This is a genomic window from Streptomyces sp. NPDC026092, assembly GCF_040638605.1.
GTDB lineage: Bacteria > Actinomycetota > Actinomycetes > Streptomycetales > Streptomycetaceae > Streptomyces.
Window position 1 is genome coordinate 203,244 of the sequence record NZ_JBEZYN010000002.1, and the last position, 25,842, is coordinate 229,085.

General features: G+C 71.6%; 23 protein-coding genes. 9 read left to right on the top strand and 14 right to left on the bottom strand.

The annotated features are described in order from the left end of the window. The first annotated feature begins 57 nt into the window (after positions 1 to 57). From dnaN to AB0F56_RS03590, 3 genes are all read left to right on the top strand, one after another. Positions 58 to 1,161 (top strand): DNA polymerase III subunit beta, encoded by a 1,104-nt coding sequence (gene dnaN, locus AB0F56_RS03580; RefSeq protein WP_362003496.1) that lies wholly within the window; start codon positions 58 to 60, stop codon positions 1,159 to 1,161. A gap of 303 nt (positions 1,162 to 1,464) precedes the next feature. Beyond that, a complete protein-coding gene (locus tag AB0F56_RS03585; protein WP_362003498.1) occupies positions 1,465 to 2,994 on the top strand; it encodes an alpha/beta fold hydrolase in 1,530 nt (509 codons plus the stop codon). Next, positions 2,991 to 4,589: an alpha/beta hydrolase gene (locus AB0F56_RS03590; protein ID WP_362003500.1), complete on the top strand. Its 1,599-nt coding sequence runs from the start codon at positions 2,991 to 2,993 to the stop codon at positions 4,587 to 4,589. Before AB0F56_RS03585 ends, AB0F56_RS03590 begins: the two co-directional genes overlap by 4 nt. Before the next feature lie 30 nt (positions 4,590 to 4,619). Here AB0F56_RS03590 and AB0F56_RS03595 read toward each other — a convergent pair whose 3' ends face one another. Together AB0F56_RS03595 and cimA are read right to left on the bottom strand one after the other, a co-directional pair. Next, positions 4,620 to 5,972: a hypothetical protein gene (locus AB0F56_RS03595; RefSeq protein ID WP_362003502.1), complete on the bottom strand. Its 1,353-nt coding sequence runs from the start codon at positions 5,970 to 5,972 to the stop codon at positions 4,620 to 4,622. 109 nt (positions 5,973 to 6,081) lie between these two features. After that, positions 6,082 to 7,698, bottom strand: a complete 1,617-nt coding sequence (gene cimA / locus AB0F56_RS03600; RefSeq protein WP_362003504.1) for a citramalate synthase — start codon at positions 7,696 to 7,698, stop codon at positions 6,082 to 6,084. A gap of 576 nt (positions 7,699 to 8,274) precedes the next feature. Here cimA and AB0F56_RS03605 point away from each other — a divergent pair. Continuing rightward, complete coding sequence (locus AB0F56_RS03605; RefSeq protein ID WP_362003506.1) at positions 8,275 to 8,976, top strand: hypothetical protein; 702 nt, start codon at positions 8,275 to 8,277, stop codon at positions 8,974 to 8,976. A gap of 37 nt (positions 8,977 to 9,013) precedes the next feature. Here AB0F56_RS03605 and AB0F56_RS03610 read toward each other — a convergent pair whose 3' ends face one another. The 5 genes from AB0F56_RS03610 to ureA all read right to left on the bottom strand — a co-directional run bounded on the left by AB0F56_RS03610 (position 9,014) and on the right by ureA (position 14,610). Beyond that, positions 9,014 to 10,342 (bottom strand): MFS transporter, encoded by a 1,329-nt coding sequence (locus AB0F56_RS03610; RefSeq protein ID WP_362003508.1) that lies wholly within the window; start codon positions 10,340 to 10,342, stop codon positions 9,014 to 9,016. Between the two features lie 75 nt (positions 10,343 to 10,417). Further along, the gene (locus AB0F56_RS03615; RefSeq protein WP_362004024.1) at positions 10,418 to 10,963 is read right to left on the bottom strand and encodes a TetR/AcrR family transcriptional regulator; all 546 of its coding nucleotides are present in this window, start codon (positions 10,961 to 10,963) and stop codon (positions 10,418 to 10,420) included. 238 nt (positions 10,964 to 11,201) lie between these two features. After that, positions 11,202 to 12,218: an agmatine deiminase family protein gene (locus AB0F56_RS03620; RefSeq protein ID WP_362003509.1), complete on the bottom strand. Its 1,017-nt coding sequence runs from the start codon at positions 12,216 to 12,218 to the stop codon at positions 11,202 to 11,204. Between the two features lie 11 nt (positions 12,219 to 12,229). Continuing rightward, complete coding sequence (locus tag AB0F56_RS03625; protein ID WP_362003511.1) at positions 12,230 to 13,912, bottom strand: urease subunit alpha; 1,683 nt, start codon at positions 13,910 to 13,912, stop codon at positions 12,230 to 12,232. Continuing rightward, a complete protein-coding gene (gene ureA / locus AB0F56_RS03630) occupies positions 13,912 to 14,610 on the bottom strand; it encodes an urease subunit gamma (RefSeq protein ID WP_362003513.1) in 699 nt (232 codons plus the stop codon). The genes AB0F56_RS03625 and ureA overlap by 1 nt, the downstream gene beginning before the upstream one ends. A 201-nt stretch (positions 14,611 to 14,811) precedes the next feature. Between ureA and AB0F56_RS03635 the strand changes: the two genes are divergently transcribed. Beyond that, the gene (locus tag AB0F56_RS03635) at positions 14,812 to 16,233 is read left to right on the top strand and encodes a cytosine permease (protein WP_362003515.1); all 1,422 of its coding nucleotides are present in this window, start codon (positions 14,812 to 14,814) and stop codon (positions 16,231 to 16,233) included. 28 nt (positions 16,234 to 16,261) lie between these two features. On the opposite strand, the gene AB0F56_RS03640 is transcribed toward AB0F56_RS03635, so the two are convergent. The 4 genes from AB0F56_RS03640 to AB0F56_RS03655 form a co-directional block, all read right to left on the bottom strand. Beyond that, positions 16,262 to 17,356, bottom strand: a complete 1,095-nt coding sequence (locus AB0F56_RS03640; protein ID WP_362003517.1) for a branched-chain amino acid aminotransferase — start codon at positions 17,354 to 17,356, stop codon at positions 16,262 to 16,264. Positions 17,357 to 17,596: 240 nt separating this feature from the next. Continuing rightward, entirely contained in the window at positions 17,597 to 18,637 is a 1,041-nt protein-coding gene (locus AB0F56_RS03645) for a 3-isopropylmalate dehydrogenase (protein ID WP_362003519.1), read from the bottom strand. A gap of 154 nt (positions 18,638 to 18,791) precedes the next feature. Beyond that, positions 18,792 to 18,926, bottom strand: coding sequence for a hypothetical protein (locus AB0F56_RS03650; protein WP_362003521.1), 135 nt, complete (start codon positions 18,924 to 18,926; stop codon positions 18,792 to 18,794). A 205-nt stretch (positions 18,927 to 19,131) separates the two neighbouring features. After that, entirely contained in the window at positions 19,132 to 20,043 is a 912-nt protein-coding gene (locus AB0F56_RS03655) for a LysR family transcriptional regulator (RefSeq protein ID WP_362003523.1), read from the bottom strand. A gap of 100 nt (positions 20,044 to 20,143) precedes the next feature. On the opposite strand from AB0F56_RS03655, the gene AB0F56_RS03660 reads away from it, so the two are divergent. From AB0F56_RS03660 to AB0F56_RS03670, 3 genes are read left to right on the top strand one after another with little or no spacing between them, the layout of a single operon-like run. After that, a complete protein-coding gene (locus AB0F56_RS03660; protein ID WP_362003525.1) occupies positions 20,144 to 21,154 on the top strand; it encodes an NADP-dependent oxidoreductase in 1,011 nt (336 codons plus the stop codon). Positions 21,155 to 21,203: 49 nt separating this feature from the next. Then, positions 21,204 to 21,545 carry a PadR family transcriptional regulator gene (locus AB0F56_RS03665; protein ID WP_362003527.1) on the top strand — a complete coding sequence of 114 codons (342 nt, stop codon included), beginning with the start codon at positions 21,204 to 21,206 and terminating at the stop codon, positions 21,543 to 21,545. Continuing rightward, on the top strand, positions 21,542 to 22,282 hold the full coding sequence (locus tag AB0F56_RS03670) for a hypothetical protein (RefSeq protein ID WP_362003529.1): 741 nt from the start codon (positions 21,542 to 21,544) through the stop codon (positions 22,280 to 22,282). Before AB0F56_RS03665 ends, AB0F56_RS03670 begins: the two co-directional genes overlap by 4 nt. Positions 22,283 to 22,293: 11 nt before the next feature. On the opposite strand, the gene AB0F56_RS03675 is transcribed toward AB0F56_RS03670, so the two are convergent. After that, positions 22,294 to 22,836 (bottom strand): GNAT family N-acetyltransferase, encoded by a 543-nt coding sequence (locus AB0F56_RS03675; RefSeq protein WP_362003531.1) that lies wholly within the window; start codon positions 22,834 to 22,836, stop codon positions 22,294 to 22,296. A gap of 119 nt (positions 22,837 to 22,955) precedes the next feature. On the opposite strand from AB0F56_RS03675, the gene AB0F56_RS03680 reads away from it, so the two are divergent. Next, positions 22,956 to 23,849 carry an alpha/beta fold hydrolase gene (locus AB0F56_RS03680; protein ID WP_362003533.1) on the top strand — a complete coding sequence of 298 codons (894 nt, stop codon included), beginning with the start codon at positions 22,956 to 22,958 and terminating at the stop codon, positions 23,847 to 23,849. Here AB0F56_RS03680 and AB0F56_RS03685 read toward each other — a convergent pair. After that, positions 23,839 to 24,075 carry a hypothetical protein gene (locus AB0F56_RS03685; RefSeq protein ID WP_362003535.1) on the bottom strand — a complete coding sequence of 79 codons (237 nt, stop codon included), beginning with the start codon at positions 24,073 to 24,075 and terminating at the stop codon, positions 23,839 to 23,841. The genes AB0F56_RS03680 and AB0F56_RS03685 overlap by 11 nt on opposite strands. 133 nt (positions 24,076 to 24,208) lie before the next feature. Further along, the gene (gene pruA / locus AB0F56_RS03690) at positions 24,209 to 25,840 is read right to left on the bottom strand and encodes an L-glutamate gamma-semialdehyde dehydrogenase (RefSeq protein WP_362003537.1); all 1,632 of its coding nucleotides are present in this window, start codon (positions 25,838 to 25,840) and stop codon (positions 24,209 to 24,211) included. Between the last annotated feature and the right edge of the window lie 2 nt (positions 25,841 to 25,842).

Here is a 25,842-nt window from a genome sequence, read left to right on the forward strand (position 1 = left end):
CGCTCGGCGCTGCGGCGGCGCCCGGGCGTTGTCAGTGGTGGCCGCTAGCGTCGGGGCATGGAATTCCGTATCGACAGCAGTGAGTTGACCGACGCCGTGGCCTGGGCCGCGCGGGTGCTTCCGGCGCGGTCGCCCGTGCCCGTCCTGGGCGGGCTGCTCCTGGAGGTGAGAGACGGGCGGCTGCGGGTCTCCGGGCTCGACTACGAGGCGTCGGCGCGCATCGACGTCGAGGCGGAGACCGTGCGGGAGGGCCGGGCGCTGGTGCTCGGGCGGCGGCTGCTCGACATCTGCAAGGTGCTGCCCAGGGGGCCGGTGGAGGGCGCGATCGAGGGGGCGCGGCTCTCGGTGACGGGCGGGGACGCCCGCTTCGGGCTCTCGCTGCTGCCGCTGGACGACTATCCGGCGCAGCCGGAACTGCCCGCGTTCCGGGGCGTGGTGGAGGCCGAGGCCTTCGCGGCGGCGGTCGGGCAGGTGGCCGTGGCGGCCGGCCGGGACGACTCGCTGCCGGTGCTCACGGGGATCCGGCTTGCCCTGGACGGTACGACGATGACGCTGGCCGCGACCGACCGGTACCGGTACGCGGTGCGGACGCTGGAGTGGAAGCCGGAGGGCGACGGCGAGACCGGGGCCGATGTCGTCGTGCCCGCGCGGCGGCTGACCGAGATCGCCCGCTCGCTCGCCTCGGCCGCGGGGACGGTCCGGCTCGCCCTCGACGGCGGCTCGATCGGCTTCGAGAGCGAGGGGACGCGCACGACGACCCGGCTGCTCGACGGCCGACTCCCCCGCCACGACAAGCTGTTCTCGCTCGGCGAGCACGCCGTCGCCGTGACGGAGCGGGCGCCGCTGGTCGAGGCCGTGAAGCGGGTCGCGGTGGTCGCGGAGGGCGACAGCCCGGTCCAGCTCGCCTTCACCGGCGACGCCGTGCACCTCCAGGCCGGGTACGAGGACGACATCGCCTCGCAGCGGCTCGCGGCGGCCCTGGAGGGGGCGGAGACGATGACGGTCGCGTTCAACCCCGGGTATCTGCTCGACGCGCTCGGCTCCTTCGACACCGACTCCGTCCGCCTCCACCTGCTCGGCCCCGGCCAGCGCGCCCTGATCACGGACCGGGCGGACGGGATCCACCAGCACCTGCTGATGTCGGTGAAGCCCCTGGTGTGAGCCCCGCTCTCTGATCACCCGGGTGATGCCCACGCCCAAGTGGCGCCCCACCAGTGGTGGACGTCTCCGCGCAGTCCCACGCTGTCGTACGCACTGCCCGCCGCGATCACGGAGGCGGCGGGCAGAACCACACGGCGTCGTCCCGGCCGGGACGGGAGGGGGACGTCAGAGAGACGGGATCACATGGCCGAACAGGGCATCAGAACAGACGGCCTGCCGTTCGCTCGCGGGAGCGGCAGGTCGGTACGGAGGCGGGCGCGGCGCCCCGACGCATGGAGACGCTCCCGGAGGTCGCCCACCGGAGTGGCACTCGTCGCGGCCGGTCTGGCATTTCTCGGCGCGGTCGCTCCGACGCCGAGCACGGCCGAGTCGCCACCCCTCACCGGACCCCGTCCTGGCGGTCCGGCGCGGTTCGTACCCGGCCCCTGCCCGGAGGCGCCCGAACAGATCCCCGGACGGTGCGGGGTCCTGGAGGTGCCCGAGAACAGGCAACACCGCGGTGGACGGACCATCAAGCTGGCCGTCGCCATCATTCCGGCCACGTCGACGAAACCGGCCGAGGATCCGGTGGTGTTCATGGAGGGGGGTCCCGGCGGCGACGCGATCGGGGCCATCCCCTTCCTGATCGATTCCGGCGTGAACCGGGATCGCGACCTGATCGTCATGACCCAGCGCGGCGGGCCCTATGCAGAGCCGTACCTCGCCTGCCCCGAGATCGACCGGTTCAACGCGAGCGCCGTCGGACTGCCCTACGACGCGCCCTCGACCGGACGGCTCCTGGTACGAGCGGCGAAGGAGTGCCGGGACCGTCTGACGGCCGACGGAGTCCGGCTGAGCAGCTACAACACCACCGAGAACGCCGCCGACTTCGCCGACCTGCGCAAGGCGCTAGGCATCGAGAAGTGGAACGTCTACGGCTACTCCTACGGCACCGACCTGGCCCTCACGTACCTGCGCAGGCACCCCGACGGGGTCCGTACGGTGACCATCGACTCGGTCGTGCCGCCACAGATCGTGAGCCTGTCGTGGGCCTGGGACAGCGCCCAGGAGGGGATCAACACGATCTTCGCGGCGTGCGAGGCCCAGCCGAGCTGCAAGAGCCGCTACCCGAATCTCTCCCGCACGCTCACCGAGCAGGTCCGGCGCCTCGAGGCGAACCCCCTGACGCTGACGGTGCAGCCGCCCGGGGGCGGCAGCCCGGTGAAGGTCGTCCTCGACGGGGGCACGCTGGTGAACCTGCTGGTCACCAACGGCGGCGCCCTGCCGGCCGCCGTGGTCCCCGCGGCGCTCGACGAACTCGCCCGCGGCAATCCGGAACGCCTGGCGCAGGCACAGGCCGCCGGCGCGGGGACGCCCGACGTCCCCCAGGCCTACGGTCTGACGCATTCGGTGGTGTGCGCCGAGTGGGCACCGGGCTTCACGAAGTCCGACATCCTGGAGGCCGGGCGCCGGGCCTTCCCCGGGTGGCCGGACACCGTCCTTGCCCATGCGCCGCAGCTGCCCTTCCAGTACGACCTGTGCCGCGTCTGGAACGTTCCCGACCGCACCGCGATCCAGCGGGTGACCACCTTCAGCAAGGTGCCGACGCTGATCATCTCCGGAACGTTCGACGCGAAGACGGGCGCGAGCTGGGGGCCGTACGCCGGCCGCACGCTCCCCCGCTCGACCGCCGTGCAGATTCCCGGGATCGGCCACTTCGTGGTCCCCCAGTCGCCGTGCGCGCAGAGCGTCCTGGCTTCCTTCCTCGCACGTCCGACCTCGCCCGACACCAGATGCGTGGCGGGACTCGCACCGGGTCCGTTCACCATCACCCCTGAACCGGAGAGAGCATGACGTCCATCAGCCCACCCCGACACCGGCGCGCCTCGCGCCGGTTCCCTGCCGCGCTGGCCGGAGCCACGGCCGGTGCCCTCGTCATCGGCCTGGCCGCGATGCCCGCCAGAGCCGAGTCGGGAGACGGAGCGCCGATCGGCACCGTCGCCCGGAAGGCGGGCGACGCCCACTTCAAGCCGGGCCCCTGCCCGAGGACGGCGGACCCGATCCCCGATCTGGAGCGCGCACGCTGCGGAACGCTCACCGTGCCCGAGAAGCGATCACGGCACAAAGGGCCGCAGAAGAAGATCACCCTCGCCGTCGCGATCATCCCCGCGGCCACCAGCAGACCGGCACCGGACCCGATCGTGTGGCTGGCCGGCGGACCCGGCGACGACGCGGTCTCCGAGATCCCGATGGCGCTCGCCGGCGGCCTGAACCGCGACCGCGACGTGATCTTCATGTCCCAGCGCGGGACCTACTCGGCCGATCCGGAGCTCACCTGCCGGAACGTCGACGAGTTCGTCGCGAACTCCCTCGATCTCGTCTTCGGCGCGCCGTCCACCGGACGCCTGCACGTGGAGGAAACGCGGAAGTGCCGCGAGCAGCTGGTGAGCCGCGGGGCCGACCTCAGCGCCTACAACGGCACAGAGAGTTCCGCCGACTACGACGGCCTGCGCAAGGCACTGGGCATCAAGCAGTGGAACGTCTTCGGCATTTCCTACGGCACCGACCTGGCGCTCCAGTACATGCGCCTGCACCCGAAGGGCATCCGGTCGGTCGGCATCGACGGGGTCCTGCCCCCGTCCCTGGCCGGCGGGGCCGTGACCTGGAAGGCCGCGCGCGAAGGCTTCGACAGCATCTTCGCGACCTGCGCGGCGCAGCCCGCCTGCAACACCCGCTATCCGAACCTCAAGGCCACCTTCGAGCGTCTCGTGGTCGAGCTCGAGGCCCGACCGGTCACCACCACCGTCACCGTTCCGGGCCACCCCGAGCCGGTGAAGGTCACGCTGGACGGCGGGCTCCTGGTGAACTGGCTGACCTTCGCCAGCCATCTCGCGGCCGGAGTGCCCCGCTCCATCGACGAACTGGCACACGGCAACCCGCAGCGGATCGCCGAGCAGTACGCGGGCGGAAAGCTCAGCCCGCAGGCCATCGGGAGGGTCTCCCACGGACTCGTCTTCGGCGTCTTCTGCAGCGAGTGGACACCGTTCGAGAGCGAGGCCGACGTGATCCGGGCCGGACGGCGCGCGTTCCCGTCGTTCCCCCGCTCGGTGCTGGCCAACGCGCCGCTGCTCAGCTGGATGCACGCGGACTGCCGGGCCTGGAACATTCCCCCGGCACCGCCCTCGATCCGGGACGTGACCCGCAGCGACATCCCGACGTTGGTCCTGTCCGGAGGGTTCGACTCCCAGACCGCGCCGAGCAGCGGACCGTACGCCGCCCGCACGCTGAGCCGTTCCCTCGCCGTGGAGGTCCCGTACGTCGCCCACGTGGTCTTCGCCGACTCGACGTGCGCGCAGAAGATGACCGTCTCGTTCTTCGACCGTCCGAGCGCGCCGGACACGAGCTGCCTCGCCGGTCTCCAGCCACCCGAGTTCGAGATCGCACCGTGAGGGTGAGGGGACTTCCGTGGCGCGGGCCGTCTAGAACCCTCCGCCCCCGAAGTCCCCACCACCACCGAAGTCCCCGAAGCCGCCACCGCCGCCGACGTCGCCGGACCCGAAGTCGCCGGAGCTGAAGTCGGCTCCGGAGAAGTCGCCGCCCTGGAACTCCCCGCCGCCGTACTCACCGGCGTAGGCCGGGGTGGCGAGCATCGAGCCGAGCATGGTGCCGACGAGGAGGCCGGGGAGCATGCCGCCGCCGAAGTAGCCACCGGCCCAGGGGCCGTACGCCGGTCCCGCCTCCCAGTACGGGCGGCGGCCGTCGTAGGTCTCGACGGTACGGGCCATGGGCTCCTGCCCGTCGTCGAGGCGGGCGGCGTCGGCGGCGCAGACCGGGACCTCGCGGGCGGAGCCACCCGCCGGGGTCCAGGTCCTGTCCTCCTGGGACGGGCCGTGGCGCGGGTCGAAGAAGCAGGGCGGACGGCGCTCGGGCAGCGGCCGGGACTCGCGGCGCGCAGCGAGGACGGCGAGCGAGTAGCGGCCGTCGTCCAGGGCCTGGGTCACCGGCTTGACGTCGTGCGGGCGCGTGGCGGAGCCCATGAGGGACTTGGCCTTGTCGTACGAGTCGAGGGCGCGCTCGTAGTCGCCGCGTTTCGCGTCGTCGGCGCCGGGCTCCGCGGGGTGGAAGTCGAGGCGTTCGAGCTCCTCGCCGAAGGCGGTGATGTCCTCGTCGACGACGACCCGCAGCTTGTCGAGGGCCTCGCGCTCCTCGGCCTCCTTGCGAAGCCGCTTGCGGCGGGCGATCGCGTACGCGGACGCGCCGCCCGCGGCGACGACCGCGCCGAGCGTGATCAGGCCGCCCACCGGGACGCCGTCGTCGGCGCCGACCGAGCCCCAGGAGGAGGGGGCGGTGCCGCGCAGGGTCGGCAGGGCCTGGTCCACGAAGTTGTTCAGCTCGGTGGCCGCGTCGACCCCGGGCTGGCGCACTGCGGTGACCAGGTTGTCCACGGCGTTCGCGGACATCACCGTACGGTCGGCGGCCGCGTCGAAGCCGTCACCGAGCCGGACCGCGTAGAGCCCGGTCACCCCGGTCTCGGTACGCAGATTGCGCAGCAGGTTCTGGGGCGGATACTCGCTGGTCGCGGGCAGCACGGCGACGAAGAGCGGCTTGTCCGCGTCCTTGATCTTCTGGGCGAGGGCATCCGCCTCGGCCGTCGAGAGCTGGTCGCGCGCGCCCGGATCGACGTACACCGGCCCCTGCTTCAGGGCCGCGCCGGCGTCCGGGATCCCCATGATCCCGGTGGTCCCGGCCCCCGCGGCGGGGGCCAGGACCAGGAGCAGCAGCATGGCCAGCCCGGCAAGGGCCGACAGAAGGTGGAACGGCCTGGTCCTCATACCATCGAAACTACCCCTAAAGGGTGACTACGAGACATTGAGGACCTTCCGGCTTCTCCTCGACTTCCGCTCGGTTTCCCCTCGGCTTCGCGTCGGTTCTCCTCGGCCCTTACTCCGCCGGATCGATCCCGACCCGCAGCAGTCCGTACGTGAACGCGTCCTCCAGCGCCTGCCAGGACGCGGCGATCACGTTCTCCCCCACGCCGACCGTCGACCACTCGGCGTTGCCGTCGCTGGTGGTGATCAGGACGCGGGTCGTGGACTCCGTGCCGTGGCGGCCCTCCAGGATGCGGACCTTGTAGTCCACCAGCTCGAACTTGGCGAGCTGCGGGTAGATCCGCTCCAGACCGACCCGCATCGCCCGGTCGAGGGCGTTGACGGGGCCGTTGCCCTCGGCGGTGGCGACGATCCGCTCGCCCTTGGCCCAGAGCTTCACGGTGGCCTCGTTGGCGTGGGTGCCGTCGGGCCGGTCCTCGACGATCGCGCGCCAGGACTCCGTACGGAAGTAGCGGCGGGCGCGGCCCTCGGCCTCCTCGCGCAGGAGCAGCTCGAAGGAGGCGTCGGCGGCCTCGTACGTGTAGCCCTTGAGCTCGCGCTCCTTGACCCGGTCGACGACCCGGGCGATGAGCGCGCGGTCGCCGCCGAGGTCGACGCCGAGCTCCTTGCCCTTCAGCTCGATGGAGGCGCGGCCCGCCATGTCGGAGACCAGCATCCGCATGGTGTTGCCGACGAGCTCGGGGTCGATGTGCTGGTAGAGGTCCGGGTCGACCTTGATCGCGGAGGCGTGCAGCCCGGCCTTGTGGGCGAAGGCCGAGACACCCACGTACGGCTGATGCGTGGAGGGCGTGAGGTTGACGACCTCGGCGATGGCGTGCGAGATCCGGGTCATGTCGGCGAGGGCGCCCTCGGGCAGCACTCTCTTGCCGTACTTGAGCTCCAGGGCGGCGACCACCGGGAAGAGGTTGGCGTTGCCGACCCGCTCGCCGTAGCCGTTGGCGGTGCACTGGACGTGCGTGGCGCCCGCGTCGACGGCGGCGAGGGTGTTGGCGACGGCGCAGCCGGTGTCGTCCTGGGCGTGGATGCCGAGGCGGGCGCCGGTGTCGGCGAGGACGGTGGCGACGACGGCCTGGATCTGGGCGGGGAGCATGCCGCCGTTGGTGTCGCAGAGGATCACGACGTCGGCGCCGGCCTCGGCGGCGGCGCGGACGACGTCCTTGGCGTACTGCGGGTTGGCCTTGTAGCCGTCGAAGAAGTGCTCGCAGTCGACGAAGACGCGGCGGCCCTGGGCCGTGAGGTGGGAGACGGTGTCGCGGACCATCTCCACGTTCTCGTCCAGGGTGGTGCGCAGGGCGAGCTCGACGTGCCGGTCGTGCGACTTGGCGACCAGGGTGATCACGGGCGCGCCGGAGTCGAGGAGCGCCTTGACCTGCGGGTCGTCGGCGGCGCTGCCGCCGGCCCTGCGGGTCGCGCCGAACGCGACGAGCTGCGCGTTCTTGAACTCGATCTCCTGCTGGGCGCGGGCGAAGAACTCCGTGTCGCGCGGGTTGGCGCCGGGCCAGCCGCCCTCGATGAAGCCGACGCCGAAGTCGTCGAGGTGCCGCGCGATGGTCAGCTTGTCCGCGACGGTGAGGTTGATTCCTTCACGCTGGGCTCCGTCGCGCAGCGTCGTGTCGAAGACGTGGAAGCTGTCGTCGAGACGCGAGCTCTCGTCGTTCTCCGTGGTCATGGCTCTGATGGCTCCTGTCGGATGTGGCTCCGGAAGGTCTGGATCCACTTGCCCCCATTCTCACGCGCTGTCCGTTTCCGGCGGTGGTGGGGCCGGAAAACGAAAAAACCTCTCGCGGGTGCGAGAGGTCTGCGCGCGGGTCTGGGGCACGGTGTCCACTGCCGCGGGGGTGGAGTCGCGGTTCAGTGGCCACTGCGGACCGGCGCGCTGCTGCCGATAATCATGGGGGTAGCGAGCACGCGGGCAGTCTGCCACATCTGTACGGGTGACGGGACGACGGTCTCAGGATGCGGGCAGGGGTCGGGTGGTACGGGTCCTTGTATGACCACGCGACCTCCTTCCGGCCCCCCGTCCGGCCCACCGGCGGGCCCACCCCCCGGGCCACTCGGCCCGAACTCGGGCGGTGGCAGCATCCCGCCCGGCTCGGGCGGTGGGCACACGCCGCCCGGTTCGGGCGGAGGGAACGTCCCCCCGGGCTCGGGCGGCGGAAGCGTACCCCCTGTTCCCCCCGACGGCTCCGAGCCCCCTCCCCCTGACGGCCGACGCCGCCGCACCCTCCTGATCGCCGGGGCGGGCGTGGTCGTCGCCCTCGGCCTGGCGGTGGCGCTGGTCGCGCTGCTCCAGGGCGGCGGTGACGATGACGGCGGGTCGGCGGCGAGCACGTCCCCGTCGTCCTCCGTCGCGCTGGACGACGAGGCGGCCCGCGCGAGGGCCCACACCCTCGCGGTCGCCGTGGCCCTTCGGCCCGAGGACTGGGGGCCCGCGTACAAGCGGGGCGACCCGTACGAACAGGACCCCGCGAGCGAGTACGAGGTGTCGAAGGACTGCAAGGGGTTCACCCAGGCGGCCCGGTCGGGCACCCTCGCCGCGGTCGCCCGCTCGGTCGTCAACAACCAGACGCAACTCGTCGGGACCACCGACGTCCGCGTGTTCGCGGACGTGGCGACCGCCGAGTCGTTCATGGACGACTCGCAGGAGACGACGCGCCGCTGCCCGACGCAGCAGTTCGACAAGGTGCGCTGGGCGGACGTCCGACAGGCCACGGCGCCGGACGTCGCCGGCCTGGAACAGGTGACGACCGAGGAGGGCACCCAGACGGCGGACGGCACGGGCGCGAAAACCGACCTGCCCTACGTCCTGCACACCGGTCGGCAGGGAGCCACCGTGGTCAGCGTGATCGCCTACGAGACACGGGCCAACGCGGCCACGCTCACCAGCAGCTCGACCGAAGTCCTCCAGAAGCTCCAGCAGCGGCTGGAGGCGGCCTCGCAGCAGTGACCCCGGGACCTGCACCGACCCCGGGGTGCACCGGTCCTCAGCCCTGCCGAGCGCCCTCCTTGACGAGCGGCTCGCGCTCCCGCTCCTGCCGCCCGACCCTCCCCAGGTCGATGTCCCGCGTCTCGCGCATCGTCAGGTACACGATGAGCGAGACCGCCGCGCAGCCCGCGACGTACCAGTAGTAGCCGGACTCGATGCCCGCGTCCTTGAACCACAGGGCCACGTACTCCGCCGTGCCGCCGAAGAGGGCGTTGGCGATGGCGTACGGGAGGGCGACGCCAAGCGCGCGGATGCCGGTCGGGAAGAGTTCCGCCTTCACGCACGCGTTGATGGACGTGTAGCCGGTGATGACGACCAGCGCGAGCAGCGAGAGGCCGAACGCCGGCCAGAAGGAGCCCGCGTGCTGGAGCATCGTCATGATCGGCACGGTCAGGAAGGTCGAGCCGAGCGCGAAGGTGATCAGCAGCGGCCGGCGGCCGATCCGGTCCGAGAGACGGCCGGCGAGCGGCTGCAGGCAGGCGAAGACGATCAGCGCGCAGAAGGAGACCAGGGTCGCCGTCTGCTTCGGCAGACCCGCCGAGTTGGAGAGGTACTTCGTCAGATAGGTGGTGTACGTGTAGTAGGCCACCGTTCCGCCCATGGTGAGCGCGATGACCAGGAACGCCTCCCGCCTGTGCGCCCACAGCGCCTTCATCGTGCCCTTCTCGCCCTGCGCCACGCCGTCGTCGGCGGTCTCCTCGTACACCTCCGTCTCCAGCATGTTCCGCCGCAGGTAGAAGACGACCGCCGCGCCGAGCGCGCCGATGATGAACGGGATGCGCCAGCCCCAGCTGTGCAGCGCCTCCGCGGACATGGTGCGCTGGAGGACGATCTGGAGGCCGAGGCCGAGGATCTGTCCCGCGGTCATCGAGACGTACTGGAAGCTGGAGGCGAAGCCGCGGTGCTGCGGCGCCGACGCCTCGGTCAGATAGGTCGCGCTGGCCGCGTACTCGCCGCCGACCGAGAGGCCCTGGAGGAGGCGCGCGATCAGCAGGACCGCCGCGCCGCCGTACCCGGCGACGGAGTACGTCGGGGCGACGGCGATCAGTACGGCGGAGGCGGACATCAGCGTCACGGTCAGGGTGAGCGCCGCCTTGCGGCCCTTGCGGTCGCCGACGCGGCCGAGCAGCCAGCCGCCGACGGGGCGCATGAAGAAGCCGACGGCGAAGATGCCGGCGGTGTTCATGAGCTTGGCGGTGTCGTTGCCCTCGGGGAAGAACGCCCCCGCGAAGTAGGTGGCGAAGCTCGCGTACACGAACCAGTCGAACCACTCGACCATGTTGCCGGCCGACCCGACCCAGATCTTCTTCCAGTGCTCTCGTCCCATGATCCGGAACCGTGCCGGACGTGCGGCGGGCGCAACAAGGGTGTACGCGGCAACGATCAGGTCTACTTGCGTACGTTACGGTCGCAGCAGCAGGGTTTCCGCCACGAACTCCCGCACGTGGGCCAGGACTTGTTCGCGGCTGGTGCCGGGGATGCCGACCGCGACGTGGACGCTGAACCCGTCGAGCAGGGCGCGCATCCGGGTGGCGTACCGGTCGGGGTCGACGGGCCGGAACTCACCGCGCGAGACGCCCTCGGCGATCAGCGCGACGAGGTCGCGGTGCCACGCGCCCTCGATGGCGGCCTGCCGGGCGCGCGCGTCGTCGTCGGCGTTCTGGGAGCGGTTCCAGACCTCCAGCCAGAGCGTCCAGTGCGGGTCGCGGGGCCCGTCCGGCACGTAGACGTCGACGTAGCCGTCGAGCCGCTCGGCGGAGCTTCCGGGCCGGGAGAGCAGGGCGCTGCGCTCGGCGCCGAGCCGGCCCTCGCTCCACTCCAGGGTCTGGAGCAGCAGTTCGTCCTTGGTGCGGAAGTAGTAGAGCAGGTGCCCGCTGCTCATCCCGACCTCGCGCCCGAGCCCGGCCATGGTCAGCCCGTCGAGCCCGCGCTCGGCGACGGTGGCCATGGCGGCGGCGAGGACGTCCTCCCGGGGCGGCGCCGCCTGGTTGCGACGGCGGCGCGCGGCGGCGGAGGACGCCGGGGAGGACCCGGAGGAGGAAGCGGAGGAATTCGGGCTGATGCTGCTCACTCGTACGTTCTACCCGATCGTCTCGGCCTCGGTGTCGCGGACCCGTTGCTCCCGGGAGGCGACGAGGCCGCACGCGGTCGCCCCGCGTGCGGCCGTCGCCGACCGGAGCCGCGGGTCAGACCTTCGGCTGCTGCTGGGTGATGCAGTGGATGCCGCCCCCGCCCGCGAAGATCGCGCGCGCGTCGACGAGCGTGACGATCCGCTCCGGGAACAGGCGGCGGAAGATGCCCGCCGCGATCTCGTCGTTGGGGTCGTCGAAGCCGCACAGGACCACGCCGCCGTTGCAGAGGTAGTGGTTGATGTACGAGTAGTCGACCCAGTCGCCCTCCTCGTCCTTCAGGACGGTCGGGGCGGGGATCTCCACGACCTCCAGCTGCCGGCCCTTGGCGTCCGTCTGGCGGCTGAGGATGTCGACGTACATCCGCGAGCGCTCGTAGTCCGGGTGGGCCGGGTCCTGCTGGCTGTGGACGACCACGGTGCCGGGCCGGGCGAAGGCCGCGACGATGTCGACGTGGCCCTGGGTGCCGTACATCCCGTAGTCGCCGGTCAGGCCGTGCGGGAGCCAGATCGCCTTGGTCGTGCCGAGCTTGGCGTGGATCTCCGCCTCGACCTCGGCGCGGCTCCACTCGGGGTTGCGGCCCGGGCCGAGCTGGACGGTGTCGGTCAGCAGGACCGTTCCCTCACCGTCGACGTGGATCGCGCCGCCCTCGTTGACCAGGGGGCTGTTGACCACCCGTACGCCCGCGAGGTCGGCGACGTGGCAGGCGATCTTGGAGTCGTGCTCCCAGCGGGCCCAGTCCTGCGCGCCCCAGCCGTTGAACACCCAGTTCACGGCGGCCAGTTCGGTGCCGTCGCTGACGAAGGTGGGGCCGATGTCGCGCATCCAGGCGTCGTCCAGCTCCCGCTCGACCAGGTTGATCGCGTCGCCGAGCAGGGCGCGCGCGGAGTCCAACTGGCCGGGGCCGACCACGACCGTGACCGGCTCGAAGCGGCGTACGGCGCGGGCGACGGAGGCCCACGCGGTGCGGGCCGCGGTCAGCTCCTCGTCGTTGGTGAAGGTGGGGTTGGGGCCGGGCCAGGCCATCCACGTGCGCTCGTGCGGGGCCCACTCGGCGGGCATTCGGAAGGTCATGGGAGGAGTCCTCAGAGGAAGTAGAGACGGTTCAGGGACATGGATTCGACCGGTTCGGAGCGGATCGGGTCGCCGTCCAGCGACACGAGTCCGGTCCGGCCGTCCACCCCCACCTGGCCGATACGGGAGTTCAGGAGCAGGTCACGGGGGCCGATGCCCCGGGTCCCGCGGACGGCGACACGACGGCGCCGGGTCGGCAGCCGGTCGGAGCCGAGGTCGACGGCGGCCTGGGCGACGAACGCGACCGAGATGTCGGCCGGGGTCGCCCCGTGGGCGCCGAACAGCGGCCCGAGCACGAGCGGTTCGCAGGTGTCGGTCGCCGCGTTCGGATCGCCCACGACCCCCCACGCGGGGAAGCCGGACTTCAGCACCATCTGGGGCTTGGCCCCGAAGTACTGGGGCCGCCAGAGCACGATGTCGGCCATCTTGCCGACCTCGATCGAGCCGATCTCGTGCGCGAGGCCGTGGGCGATCGCCGGGTTGATGGTCAGCTTGGCCATGTAACGCAGCACGCGCGCGTTGTCGTCGTGCGCGCCGTCGCCCTCCATCGGGCCCAGCTCGGCCTTCATCTTCCCGGCCATGGCGAAGGTCCGGCGTACGGTCTCGCCGGCCCTTCCCATCCCCTGCGCGTCGGACGAGGTGATCCCGATCGCGCCCAGGTCGTGCAGGACGTCCTCCGCCCCCATCGTCCCGGCCCGGATCCGGTCGCGCGCCATGGCGGCGTCGCCGGGCAGGTCGGTCTTCAGGTCGTGGACGGAGACGATCATCCCGTAATGCTCGGCCACGGCATCACGGCCGAAGGGGAGCGTGGGGTTGGTGGACGAGCCGATGACGTTCGGCACGCCCGCCATCTTCAGCACGTTCGGTACGTGGCCTCCGCCGCAGCCCTCGATGTGGAACGCGTGGATCGTCCGCCCGTCCAGGACCTTCAGCGTGTCCTCGACGGACAGACACTCGTTCAGACCGTCGCTGTGCAGCGCGACCTGCACGTCGTGCTCCTCCGCCACCCGCAGCGCGGTGTCCAGGGCGCGGGTGTGGGCGCCCATGTCCTCGTGGACCTTGAACCCGGACGCCCCGCCCTCGGCGAGCGCCTCGACCAGCGGCGCCGGATCCGAGGACGAACCCCGGCCCAGGAAGCCGATGTTGACCGGCCAGGCGTCGAACGCGCTGAAGGCGTGCTTGAGGGCCCATGGCGAGTTGACGCCAACCCCCCAGACAGGACCGAACTCCTGTCCGATGATGGTGGTGACACCAGAGGCGAGGGAGGCCTCCATGATGCGCGGGGACAGCAGGTGGACATGGGTGTCCACGGCACCGGCGGTGGCGATGAGCCCCTCGCCGGAGACGATCGACGTGCCGGTGCCGACGACCACGTCGACACCGTCGAGGGTGTCCGGGTTGCCCGCGCGCCCGATGGCGTGGATCCGGCCCTCGCGAATACCGATCGACACCTTGCGGATGCCCTGGACGGCGTCGATGACGAGGACGTTGCTGATCACGACGTCACAGGTCTCGCGGACAGCCGCTGCCTTGAGGTGAAGTCCGTCGCGCGCGGTCTTGCCGAAGCCGGCCAGGAACTCGTCGCCGGGCTTCTGGGAGTCGGACTCGACCCGGACGACGAGCCCGGAGTCGCCCAGGACGACCCGGTCGCCCGCACGGGGTCCGTGCACCGATGCGTACTCGTACGGGTCCATCACTCGCCCTCCTCGGTGAGCTGCACGCCCAGGTAGCCGCAGGCCGCCGCGCGCCGCAGGGCCTCGTCCTTCGCGCCGGGCGCGTCCAGCGGGCCGTCGACCAGGCCCGCGAAACCGATGGCGATCCGCGCGCCGCCGATCGGGAGAAGGCCGACCTCCGCCTCACCGCCCGGGTCGAAGCGGAACGAGGACCCGGCGGGGACGGCGAGCCGCATGCCGTAGGCGGCGGCGCGGTCGAAGTCCAGGCGCGGGTTGGCCTCGAAGAAGTGGAAGTGCGAGGTCACGCTGACCGGCACGGTCGCGGTGTTGCGGACCGTGAGGACCACCGCGGGGGGCTCCTCGGCCTCGGTGGGGCCCGGCAGCAGCGCGCCCGGGGCGCCGTCGCCCAGGGAGGGGCCGCCGATCGGGTCGGAGACGACCGCGAGCCGCGAGCCGTCGTCGAAAACGGCCTCGACATGCACTTCGGTGACGACATCGGCCACACCCGGCAGCACGTCGTCGGGGCCCAGCACGGACCGGGCCGCGGCGATCGCCTCGGCGAGCCGTCGGCCGTCGCGGGCCGCCTCGCAGACCGTGTCCGCGATGAGGGCCGTCGCCTCCGGCACATTGAGCCGAAGGCCCCGGGCCCGGCGGGCCCGCGCGAGTTCGGCGGCGCCGAAGAGCAGCAGCCGGTCGCGTTCCGTGGGGGTCAGTCGCACGTCCACACACCTCCTGTTTGAGCGACACTCTAAACCGTGAACGCGAGGTATCCAAGGATTGACGTACACGTCGGTAGTGCGTCACATTGAGCGCCACTCTAAAACGCACTCGCGAACCAGTCCTCCGAGACCTGCCCCCGGCACCTGTCTCCGACATCTGGCCCTGACATCTGTCCGCCCGCTTGCCCCGCAGGAGCGCCCATGCCGATCGAACAGCGCGGAGTCGACACCATCCCCGAAGCGGAACGCACCAGCGGCCCGCGTGACCTCCTGGCCATCCTCCTCGGCTCGAACCTCTGCCTCGGAGTGATCGTGTTCGGCTGGCTGCCGGTCTCCTTCGGCCTCGGCCTCTGGGCCTCCGTGAGCGCCGTGGTCACCGGCACGCTCGTCGGCGTCGCCGTGACCGCCCCGCTCGCGCTCGTCTCGCTGCGCACCGCGACCAACCTCTCGACCTCCAGCGGCGCCTTCTTCGGCGTACGCGGCCGGCTCGTCGGCTCGGTGGTGGGCCTACTGCTCTCCCTCGGCTACACGGCCCTGACGCTGTGGATCGGCGGGGACGTCGTGGTCGGCACGCTCGCCCGGCTGACCGGCCTGCCCACCGGCGGCGCCACGCACGCGGTGGTCTACGCGGTGCTCGCCGCCTGCACGGTGGTCGGCGCGGTGTACGGCTACGGCCTGCTGCTCCGGCTCAGCAAGGCGCTCGCCATCGGCATGACCCTGCTCCTCGGCCTCGGCCTGGTCGCGTACGGGGGCGACCTCACCACGGCCCCGGTGGCCGACACCCCGTATCTGCTCGGCTCGTTCTGGCCGACGTGGGTGCTCGCGGCGGTGGCGGCCGGGCTCAGCGGGCCGGTCGCCTTCATCACGCTGCTCGGCGACTACACCCGCTACATGTCCCCCGCGCGGTACAGCTCCAGGACCGTCTGGCGGACCACCTGTATCGGCCTGGTCGCCGGCCTGCTGATCCCTCAGCTCTTCGGTACGTACACGGCGTTGGCCGCGCGCGGCGCCCTCGACTACGCGGGCCCGCTCGTCGCGGCCTCCCCCGCCTGGTACGTGCTGCCGCTGCTGCTCGCCGCGACCGCGGGCACAGTCGGCAACGCGGGTCTGATGCTGTACTCGATGGGCCTGGACCTGGACGCGATCCTGCCCCGGGCGACCCGGGCGCGGGCGACGCTCGTGGTGGCGGCGGTGGCGACGGCCTTCGTCTTCCTCGGCCACTTCGCCTCGGACGCGCAGTCGGCGATGACCTCGTTCGTCCTGCTCCTCACGGCGATCGGCACACCGTGGGCGGTGATCACGCTGATCGGCCACGCGCGCTGCAAGGGCACGTACGACCCGGAGGCCCTCCAGGTCTACAACCGCCGGGCGCGGGGCGGCGCGTACTGGTACACGGCCGGCTGGCACCCGCGCGCGACGGTCTCCTGGGCGCTGGGTGCGGGAGTGGGCCTCGCGGCGGTGTCGACGCCGCTGTACGAGGGGCCGTTGCTGGCCCTGACGGGCGGGATCGACTGCAGCTTCGTGCTGTCGGGACTGGTGGGCGGCGCGCTGTACGCCGTACTGACGCCCGCCTCCGGGGCCGCGCGCGCCGCGCGGACGGCCCCGGAGGTCCTGGTCGACTAGTCGAGGGAACTGCCGACAGAGCTGCCGACTACTGGCCCAGCTGGTGCGTCCAGCCGTGCACGTCCTCGGACTTGCCCGTCTGGATGGCCAGCAGCGCGTCGCGGAGCTTCATCGTGACCTCGCCGGGCTGCCCGCCCGACTGCTGCCACTCGCCGCGCGCCGACTTCACCGTGCCGACCGGCGTGATGACCGCGGCCGTGCCGCAGGCGAAGACCTCGGTGAGGGTGCCGTTCTCGCTGTCGGCCTGCCACTGGTCGATGGAGACCCGGCCCTCCTCGGAGGTGTAGCCGAGGTCCTTGGCCAGCTGGAGGAGCGAGTCACGGGTGATGCCCGCGAGGAGGGAGCCCGTGAGCGTCGGCGTGACGATCCTGTCCCCGTACACGAAGTACAGGTTCATCCCGCCGAGCTCCTCGACCCACTTGTGCTCCACGGCGTCGAGGTAGGCGACCTGGTCACAGCCCTTCCCGGCGGCCTCGGCCTGGGCCAGCAGGGAGGCCGCGTAGTTGCCGCCGGTCTTGGCGTCGCCCATGCCGCCCGGGACGGCGCGGACGCGGTCCTCGGAGAGCCAGATGGAGACGGGCTTCACGCCACCGGGGAAGTACGGTCCGGCCGGCGATGCGATGACGACGAAGAGGTACTCGTTCGCCGGCCGCACACCGAGGCCGATCTCGGTCGCGATCATGAACGGGCGCAGGTAGAGGGACTCCTCGCCGCCGTGCGCCGGGACCCACGCCTTGTCCTGCTGGACGAGGACGTCGCACGCCTCGATGAAGGTCTCGACGGGCAGCTCCGGCATGGCGAGCCGGTGCGCGGAGGCCTGGAAGCGCCGGGCGTTGGCGTCCGGGCGGAAGGTCGCGACGGAGCCGTCGGGGCGGCGGTAGGCCTTCAGGCCCTCGAAGATCTCCTGGGCGTAGTGCAGGACGTTCGTCGCCGGGTCGAGGGAGAGCGGGCCGTACGGCACGAGCTGGCCGTCGTGCCAGCCGCGGCCCTCGGTCCACCGGATGGTCACCATGTGATCGGTGAAGTGGCGGCCGAACCCGGGGTTGGCCAGGATCGCCTCGCGCTCCGCGTCGGACAGCGGGCTGGAGGAGGGCTTGAGCTCGATCGTGGGCGTCGTCGTCATCAGTGGTAGTCCTTCACCGGTTGTGTGTGACGGACCGCGCTCACGCCGCTATCAGTGCTCTGCTAGGACGTCCGAGCTTTCCCGCATGCCGCGGCCCCACGTTCGATTATCGCCCGTGGAGGGCCGTGCGGGAAACGGTGTGATGCGGTCCAGGGTTGATGGTGGCACCCTGCGACCGCATAGGTACAGCCGCCGGGCGCTCAGTGCGACCCGGCGGCTGTGTGTCGTTCAGTCGGCGGGTCAGCTCGCTACGCGTACCGCGAGCGCGTCGCCGATCTCGTCCGTCGTACGGACGGAGTCGCCGCGCTCGGTCAGATCGGCGGCGACGGCGGCCTCGATGCGGCCGGCCTCGGTCTCGTAGCCGAGGTGGCGCAGGAGGAGGGCGACGGAGAGCACGGTGGCCGTCGGGTCGGCCTTGCCCTGGCCCGCGATGTCGGGCGCGGAGCCGTGGACGGGCTCGAACATGGACGGGAACTCGCCGCTCGGGTTGATGTTGCCGGAGGCGGCGACGCCGATGCCGCCGGAGACGGCCGCGGCGAGGTCGGTGATGATGTCGCCGAAGAGGTTGTCGGTGACGATCACGTCGAACCGCTCGGGCTGCGTGACGAGGAAGATCGTCGCCGCGTCCACGTGCAGGTAGTCCGTGGTGACCTCGGGGAACTCCTCGGCCACCTTGTTGAAGATGTTGGTCCAGAGGTGACCCGCGTACGCCAGGACGTTGTTCTTGTGGACCAGCGTCAGCTTCTTGCGCGGGCGGGCCTGGGCGCGGGCGAAGGCGTCGCGGACGACGCGCTCGACACCGAAGGCCGTGTTGACGGAGACCTCGGTGGCGACCTCGTGCGGGGTGCCGGTGCGGATCGAGCCTCCGTTGCCGGTGTACGGGCCCTCGGTGCCCTCGCGGACCACGATGAAGTCGATCTCGGGCGCGCCCTTGAGCGGGGTCGAGACGCCCGGGAGCAGCTTCGACGGCCGCAGGTTGACGTGGTGGTCGAAGAGGAAGCGGAGCTTCAGCAGGAAGCCGCGCTCCAGCACACCGGACGGGACCGACGGGTCGCCGATCGCGCCGAGCAGGATCGCGTCGTGGCGCTTGAGGTTCTCGACGTCGGCGTCGGTGAGGGTCTCACCGGTCGCGTGGTAGCGCTTGGCGCCGAAGTCGTACTCCTCCGTCTCCAGCTTCACATCCTGCGGGAGCGCGGCAGCGAGGACCTTGAGCCCCTGGGCCACGACCTCCTGGCCGATGCCGTCGCCGGGAATGACTGCGAGATTGATGCTGTGAGACATGTCGGCACCCTACTCCTCGTCCCATCGACTGACACTCATTGTCCACGATGCGGACGGCGGGCGGGTCGCTTCGCGGCGCATTGCGCTGCGGCGGCGCGCCCGCGTGGCGCCCGCGCTCGGCGAGCGTGGGCACCACGACGGGGTGCGGCGGCGGTCAGTGGCCGGTCGAGCCGCCGTTGTCACGGCGGTCGAGGGCGCGCTGGAGGGCGGCGGCGGCGTTCTTGCGGGCGTCGTCGGCGCTCGGGCGGGCGACGGAGTGGCGGACTCGACGGGCGGTCTCAGCGGCCATGGGGGATCGACTCCTTGAGATCAGTGGTGATCCGAGATCAGTGGTGATCGAAGGCGCCGGAAGGGGCGGGGAGCGGGCCCGCAGGGGTTGCCTGCACAGGGGCAGCGCGCTCACGACCGCCATTCGCTGATGGAGCGAGACGTTCGGCTCCTACAAAGCTAGGACAGCCGGGCGCATCTGTCTCCACAGTTACTCGGACTTCCTACTATCTGAGACGGTGATCGACTCGCTCCGGCTGCCGCACAGCCCTCAGCTCGCGGATCAGCGCCCGCACGGTGAGGGATTTCGCCAGCTCAGGGGTGGTGACATAGCCGACGGACCGCGTCGGGCGCTCCGGACCGAGATCGGTGATCTCCACCGAGGGCGGTGCTCCGATCAGGGAGAGTTCCGGCATCACGGCCATGCCGAAACCACTGCTCACCATCGAGAGCACTGCTCCGTCGTCCTCGGCCTCGACGGTCGCCGCCGGCAGCCAGTCCTGTTCGGCCCACCACCGGCGCGTGTACGAGGTGCAGTTCTCCGCCCAGTCGACGAGCGGCAGCGAGCGCGGCGCCCCGTGCCCGGCCGGGTGCACCAGCGCGTACCCCTCCTCGACCAGCACGCCCCCGACCAGCTGCGGCGGCACGGGTGACGTCGTCCCGATCGTCGCGATGCCGAGGTCGGCCCGCCCCTCCAGGACTTCGCCCGCGGTCCCGGGCCCCAGCTCCCGTACGATCCGCACTTCCGGGGCGATGCCCGGATGGCGGGCTGCCAGTCGCTCCAGGGCGCGCGGCAGCAGATGCAGTGCGGCGCTGCGGAAGGCGGCGATCCGCAGCGGCCCGGCCACCGCGCCCGCCTCGGCACCCCGCACGTCGACACCCCGCACCTCGGCCCGCATCACGTCGAGCAGCCGCAGCACCCGCCGCGCGTGCGCGAGGGCGACCTCCCCCGCGGCCGTCGGCGTGGCTCCGGTACGCCCCCGCTCGAAGAGGACCGCGCCCAGCTTCCGCTCGCTGGTGCGCACCGAGTGGGAGACGGCGGACTGCGTCATGCCGAGCGCCGCGGCCGCCGCGGAGAAGCCGCGCTCGCTCCCGACGGCCACGAGGATGCGCAGTTCGTGCGGCGCAAGGTCGGTCATGACGGCTCTCACCTCGGACTATGAGCGGCTTCGATGGATCGGCGCGATCCATCGGAGCAACCTACTGCCCGGCTTCCGGATTCCTTCCTACGGTCGCCCCATGACGCACGACGCCACCATGATCACCGTCCACCAGACCGCCCGCCCCGACGGCTTCCCCACCCCGGACCACTTCGCCTTCGTCGAGGCCCCGGTGCCCGACCCGGCGCCCGGCACCGCGCTGGTCGAGAACCTCCTCTGGTCCGTGGACCCGTACCACCGCGAGGCGATGGACGGGGACTTCCTGTGGACCCTGAACTCCCCCATGGAGGGCCGCACCCTGGGCCGGGTCCTCGACTCCCGCACCCCCGCGCTCTCTCCGGGCGACCTCGTCCTGCACCGCAAGGGCTGGCGTACGCACTCCGTCGTCGCACCGGACGAGGTGCGCGCCGTCCCGGACTTCGACGGCGTGCCGCTCGCCGCGCACCTGAGCGTCCTGGGCGGTACGGGCCTCTCGGCGTACGTCGGCCTGACCCGGATCGCGCGCCTCCAGCCGGGCGAGGACCTGTTCGTCTCGGCCGCGGCGGGCGGGGTCGGCACGGCGGCGGGCCGATTCGCGCGGCTGCTCGGCGCGGGACGGCTGGTGGGCAGCGCGGGTTCGGCGCGGAAGGTCGCGTACCTGACGGAGGAGGTGGGCTTCGACGCCGCCTTCGACTACCACGAGGGGCCGGTGACGGAGCTGTTGGCGAAGGCGGCCCCGACCGGGGTCGACGCCGTGCTGGACGGGGTGGGCGGGGACCATCTGGAGGCGGCGATCGCCGCGCTCCGCGAGCACGGCCGGATCGCCTGGGTCGGCGCCGTCGCCCAGTACCACTCGCTCTCCGCTCCCCCGCCGGCCCCGCGCAACCTCTTCGACCTGGTCGAGAAGAGCATCCGGCTCGAAGGCTTCCTGGTGAGCAACCACGCGGACGCACAGGAGGAGCTGTACGCGTTCGCCGTCCCGCACCTGCGCAGCGGGCGGCTGCCGCTGGACGTGACGGTCGTCGACGGCTTCGCGCACATCGTGGACGCCTTCCTGGGGATGCTGCGCGGCGAGAACACCGGGAAGATGCTGGTGGCCCGATCCAGCTAGCCGACCCACCTAGATTGCATTCCTACCTAGGTGGTGATGGAATGCAGCCATGGCCGCAGACCGCAGATCCAGCTGGCTCAAGGGAGTCCTCGACCTGCTCGTCCTCTCCTGCCTGACCGACGGTGAGAGTTACGGGTACGAGATCGCCAAGGCGCTCGACCGGGCGGGACTCGGCGAGATCAAGGGCGGGACGCTCTATCCGGTCCTGAACCGACTGGAGGAGGCCGGCCTCGTCGAGGCCGAGTTCCGCGCCGCCGAGCGCGGGCCCGGGCGCCGCTACTACCGGCTCACCGAGCGGGGCCGCGAGGAGCTCGCGACCGAGAGCGGGGCCTGGCTGGGCTTCCACCGCGCCGTACAGACCATGCTGCACCCAGGGGGAACGACATCATGACGACCGACACCTACTTCGAGGAGCTGGCCGAGGCCCTGCGCACGGCGGAGGTGCCCGAGGAGCAGATCGCCTCGACCGTGGCCGATCTGCGCGCGCACCTCACGGAGACGGGGACGGCCGCCGAGGAGGAGTTCGGCCCGGCCGCCGCGTTCGCAGCGCAGCTCGGCGGCGTCGTACCACCGCCCGGCGAGCCCGAGGAGGCAGCCGAGAGCTGGACGTGGACGGCGGACCTCTTCAACGACCGGCGGATGCTGGCGGTCCACGGCGACCAGGGCTGGGAGGTCGAGTCGCTCGACTCCGTCGGCCGCTTCGTCTGCCGCCGCGCTCCGGGGCAGGCGCTGCGCTGGGAGTACCGGCGTGAGGTGGTCAGGGGCCGGCGCAAGGACCAGGTGCTCGCCGAACTCTCGCCCGAGGGCTGGGAGTTGTGCGGCGAGTGGATGGTGTACGGCTACTTCAAGCGGCCCAAGGCGGCGAGCGCGGGCCCGGCGGGCGCGCTGGACACCCTGCCGGCGACGCCCGCGCAGTGGCTCTTCCTGAGCCGCCGCGGCAAGGCGCTGCTCGGCGTCTGGATGATGATGTCGGCCGCCGCCTGCCTGACCCTCGGACTGCCGGGGTACGTCATGCTGCTCATGGGCCTCGGCGCCCTGGTGTCGGGCCTGGTCACGTCGAAGCTGGAGACGGAGCGGGGCCGCGTCGCCGCGGAGCACGCGACGGAAGGCACGCCCCCGAAGTCGTAACGGTCGTCGCCTCAGAGCACGTCGCCGTCGCGCCAGTCGAAGACGAGCGCGGCGGCCTGCCCGGGCAGCCTCCGGCCGCCCGCCGACCGGACATAGGTCGAATCCTCCTCGTCGGGCAGGTGGACGATCCCCTCGGGCCCGAGCGCCTCGATCCGGCCCTGCCACAGGCGCCACCCGCGCGCCGCGTAGAGCGCGGCCCCGTCGTCCGACGCGGAGAGCGCGCCGAACGCGTACGCCCCGTCGATCACCCGCTCCAGCTCGGCCATGACGAGCCCGCCGAGCCCCTCGCGGCGCCGGTCGCCGCGCACTCCGACGCCCTCGACGTAGCCGACGCGGTACGACCGGCCGTCGTGGAGCACGCGCCGCATGATCACGCTGCCGTGGGCGGCGACGCCCCGCTCGTCCTCGATCCAGGCGTGGACGCCGCCGAGGGCGTGGTCCCAGTCCTCGTCGGAGAACCCGCCACCGAAGGCGGCGTCGAGCATCTCCCGTACGGCACGGAGCCGTTCGGGCCCGATTTCGTGGGTGGGGGCGGTGTGGAGTGAGTCGGTCATGCCCCTAGTGTGCCGCGCCCGACCCACCCCATCTCTAACCCCTCAAATTCACTTGACAGGTTAGGCAAGGATTGCTTGACTCACCTCATAACCACTCACGCCACGCCAAGGGGTTAGAGATGTCGAGCACGGAGCAGCAGGTCCACCACCGCACCGTCACCGTCCGGGGCCACGAGATCTTCTACCGGGAGGCCGGCCCCGCCGACGCGCCCGTCCTGCTCCTGTTGCACGGCTTTCCGACCAGCTCGCACATGTTCCGCGACCTGATCCCCCGCCTCGCGGACCGGTTCCGCCTCGTCGCCCCCGACCACCTGGGCTTCGGTCGGAGCGCGGCGCCGTCGGCCACGGACTTCGACTACACCTTCGCCGAACTGGCCGCCCTCACCGCCGAGTTCACCGAGGCCCTCGGCCTCGACCGGTTCGCGCTCTACATCCAGGACTACGGCGCCCCCATCGGCCTCCGTCTCGCCCTCGCCCACCCCGAGCGCGTCACCGCGATCGTCACGCAGAACGGGAACGCGTACGAGGAGGGCCTCGGCGCCGACGCCTGGGCGCCGGTCCTCGCCCTGATCGCCGAGCGCACCCCCGAGACCGAGGCGCCGGTCCGCGCGATCCGCTCCCTCGACGGCATCAAGTGGCAGTACGAGACGGGCGTCCCGGCCGAGTTCCGCGAGCTGCTCAGCCCGGACGCCTGGCACCACGACGCCGCCCTGATGGCCCGCGACGGCCAGGACGCCGTCCAGCTGGGCCTGATCGCCGACTACGGCTCCAACTTCGCGCTCTACCCGGCTTTCCAGGAGTACTTCCGCACCACCGAGGTCCCGCTGCTCGCCGTCTGGGGCGAGGGGGACGAGGTGTTCGTCCCCGCGGGCGCGAAGGCCTTCCTCCGCGACCTCCCGGACGCGGAAGTCCATCTCCTCCCCACCGGACACTTCGCCCTGGAGACGCACGCGCCGGTGATCTCCGAGCTGATCGGAGACTTCCTCACGCGGCGGGCGGGCGTCAGGCCGTAGCCTTCTCCAGGTCGCGGGCCATGCGCTCCACCCAGTCGGCGAAGCCCTCACGATGGTGGCCCTCGGCCTCCTCCAGGGTCGCGACCTGCGCGTCCGTGAGCCGGTCGGGCCCCGGCTCGGTCAGCAGCCGGTGCAGCTCCTTCATCAGGGACGTCAGCCGCTGCGCGTCGAGGTGCTCGATCGCGTCGACCCCGTGGCCGGCCTTGAGCGTCGTCGAACCAGGCATGTCGTACCTCCTCGTCGAGCCCTCCCCTTCCCAGCAGCGTAAGCCCGCGCAATGAGAACCGCCCCCGTCCTGGGTTGGGGGTCCAGGAGGGGGGCGGTGTCAGGGGTGGGCCTCAGGGCGGCCCGGGGGGGCATCAGCCCATGTGGGGGTAGCCGTACTCGGTCGGCGGGACCAGGGTCTCCTTGATCGCGCGGGTCAGCGTCCAGCGCATCAGGTTCTGCGGGGCGCCGGCCTTGTCGTTCGTACCCGAGGCGCGGCCGCCGCCGAAGGGCTGCTGGCCGACGACGGCGCCGGTCGACTTGTCGTTGATGTAGAAGTTGCCCGCCGCGAAGCGGAGCTTCTCCATCGCGTCGGCCGCAGCCGCACGGTCACCGGCGATGATCGAGCCGGTCAGCGCGTACGCCGACACCGACTCCATCTGCGCCAGCATCTCCTCGTACTTCTCGTCCTCGTAGACGTGGACGGCGAGGATCGGGCCGAAGTACTCGGTCGTGAAGACCTCGTTCTCCGGGTCGGTGCACGCGATGACGGTCGGACGGACGAAGTAGCCCTCCGAGTCGTCGTAGGTGCCACCGGCGACGATCGTGCAGGAGGCGTCGGCCTTCGCGCGGTCGATCGCGGCCTTGTTCTTCGCGAACGAACGCTCGTCGATGACGGCGCCGATGAAGTTCGACAGGTCGGTGACGTCACCCATCTTGATGCCGTCGACCTCGGCCGCGAACTCCTCCTTGAAGCCCGAGTTCCAGATGGAGGCCGGGACGTACGCACGCGAGGACGCGGAGCACTTCTGGCCCTGGAACTCGAAGGAGCCACGGGTCAGCGCGGTCTTCAGGATCGCGCGGTCGGCGCTCGGGTGGGCGACGACGAAGTCCTTGCCACCGGTCTCGCCGACGATCCGCGGGTACGAGCGGTACGACTCGATGTTGTTGCCGACCGTCTTCCACAGGTGCTGGAAGGTCTTGGTCGAACCGGTGAAGTGGATACCGGCCAGGTCGCGGTGGTTCAGGGCCACCTCGGAGACGGCGATGCCGTCGCCCGTGACCAGGTTGATGACGCCCTTCGGCAGACCGGCCTCCTCCAGGAGCTCCATCAGGAGCACGGCGGAGTGGGTCTGGGTCGGGGACGGCTTCCAGACCACCACGTTGCCCATGAGGGCGGGGGCGGTGGGCAGGTTGCCCGCGATGGCCGTGAAGTTGAACGGCGTGATCGCGTAGACGAAGCCCTCCAGCGGGCGGTGGTCCAGTCGGTTCCACACGCCCGGGGAGTTCGCCGGCGGCTGCTCGGCGAGGATCTGGCGGGCGTAGGCGACGTTGAAGCGCCAGAAGTCGACGAGCTCGCAGGGGGTGTCGATCTCGGCCTGCTGCGCGGTCTTGGACTGGCCGAGCATCGTGGAGGCGGCCAGCGTCTCGCGCCAGGGGCCGGCGAGCAGCTCGGCGGCGCGCAGGATGATCGCGGCGCGGTCGTCGAAGGCCATCGCACGCCAGGCCGGGGCGGCGGCCAGGGCGGCGTCGATGGCGTCCTGGGCGTCCTGCTGGGTGGCGCCGGCGAAGGTGCCGATGACGGACTTGTGGTTGTGCGGCTGCACGACGTCGACGCGCTCGCCGCCGCCCATGCGCTTGACGCCACCGATGGTCATCGGCAGCTCGCGCGGGTTGTCGGCCAGCTCCTTGAGCTTGGCCTCGAGGCGGGCGCGCTCGGCGGAACCGGGGGCGTAGCTGTGCACCGGCTCGTTGACCGGAGCGGGGACCTGGGTCACTGCGTCCATGA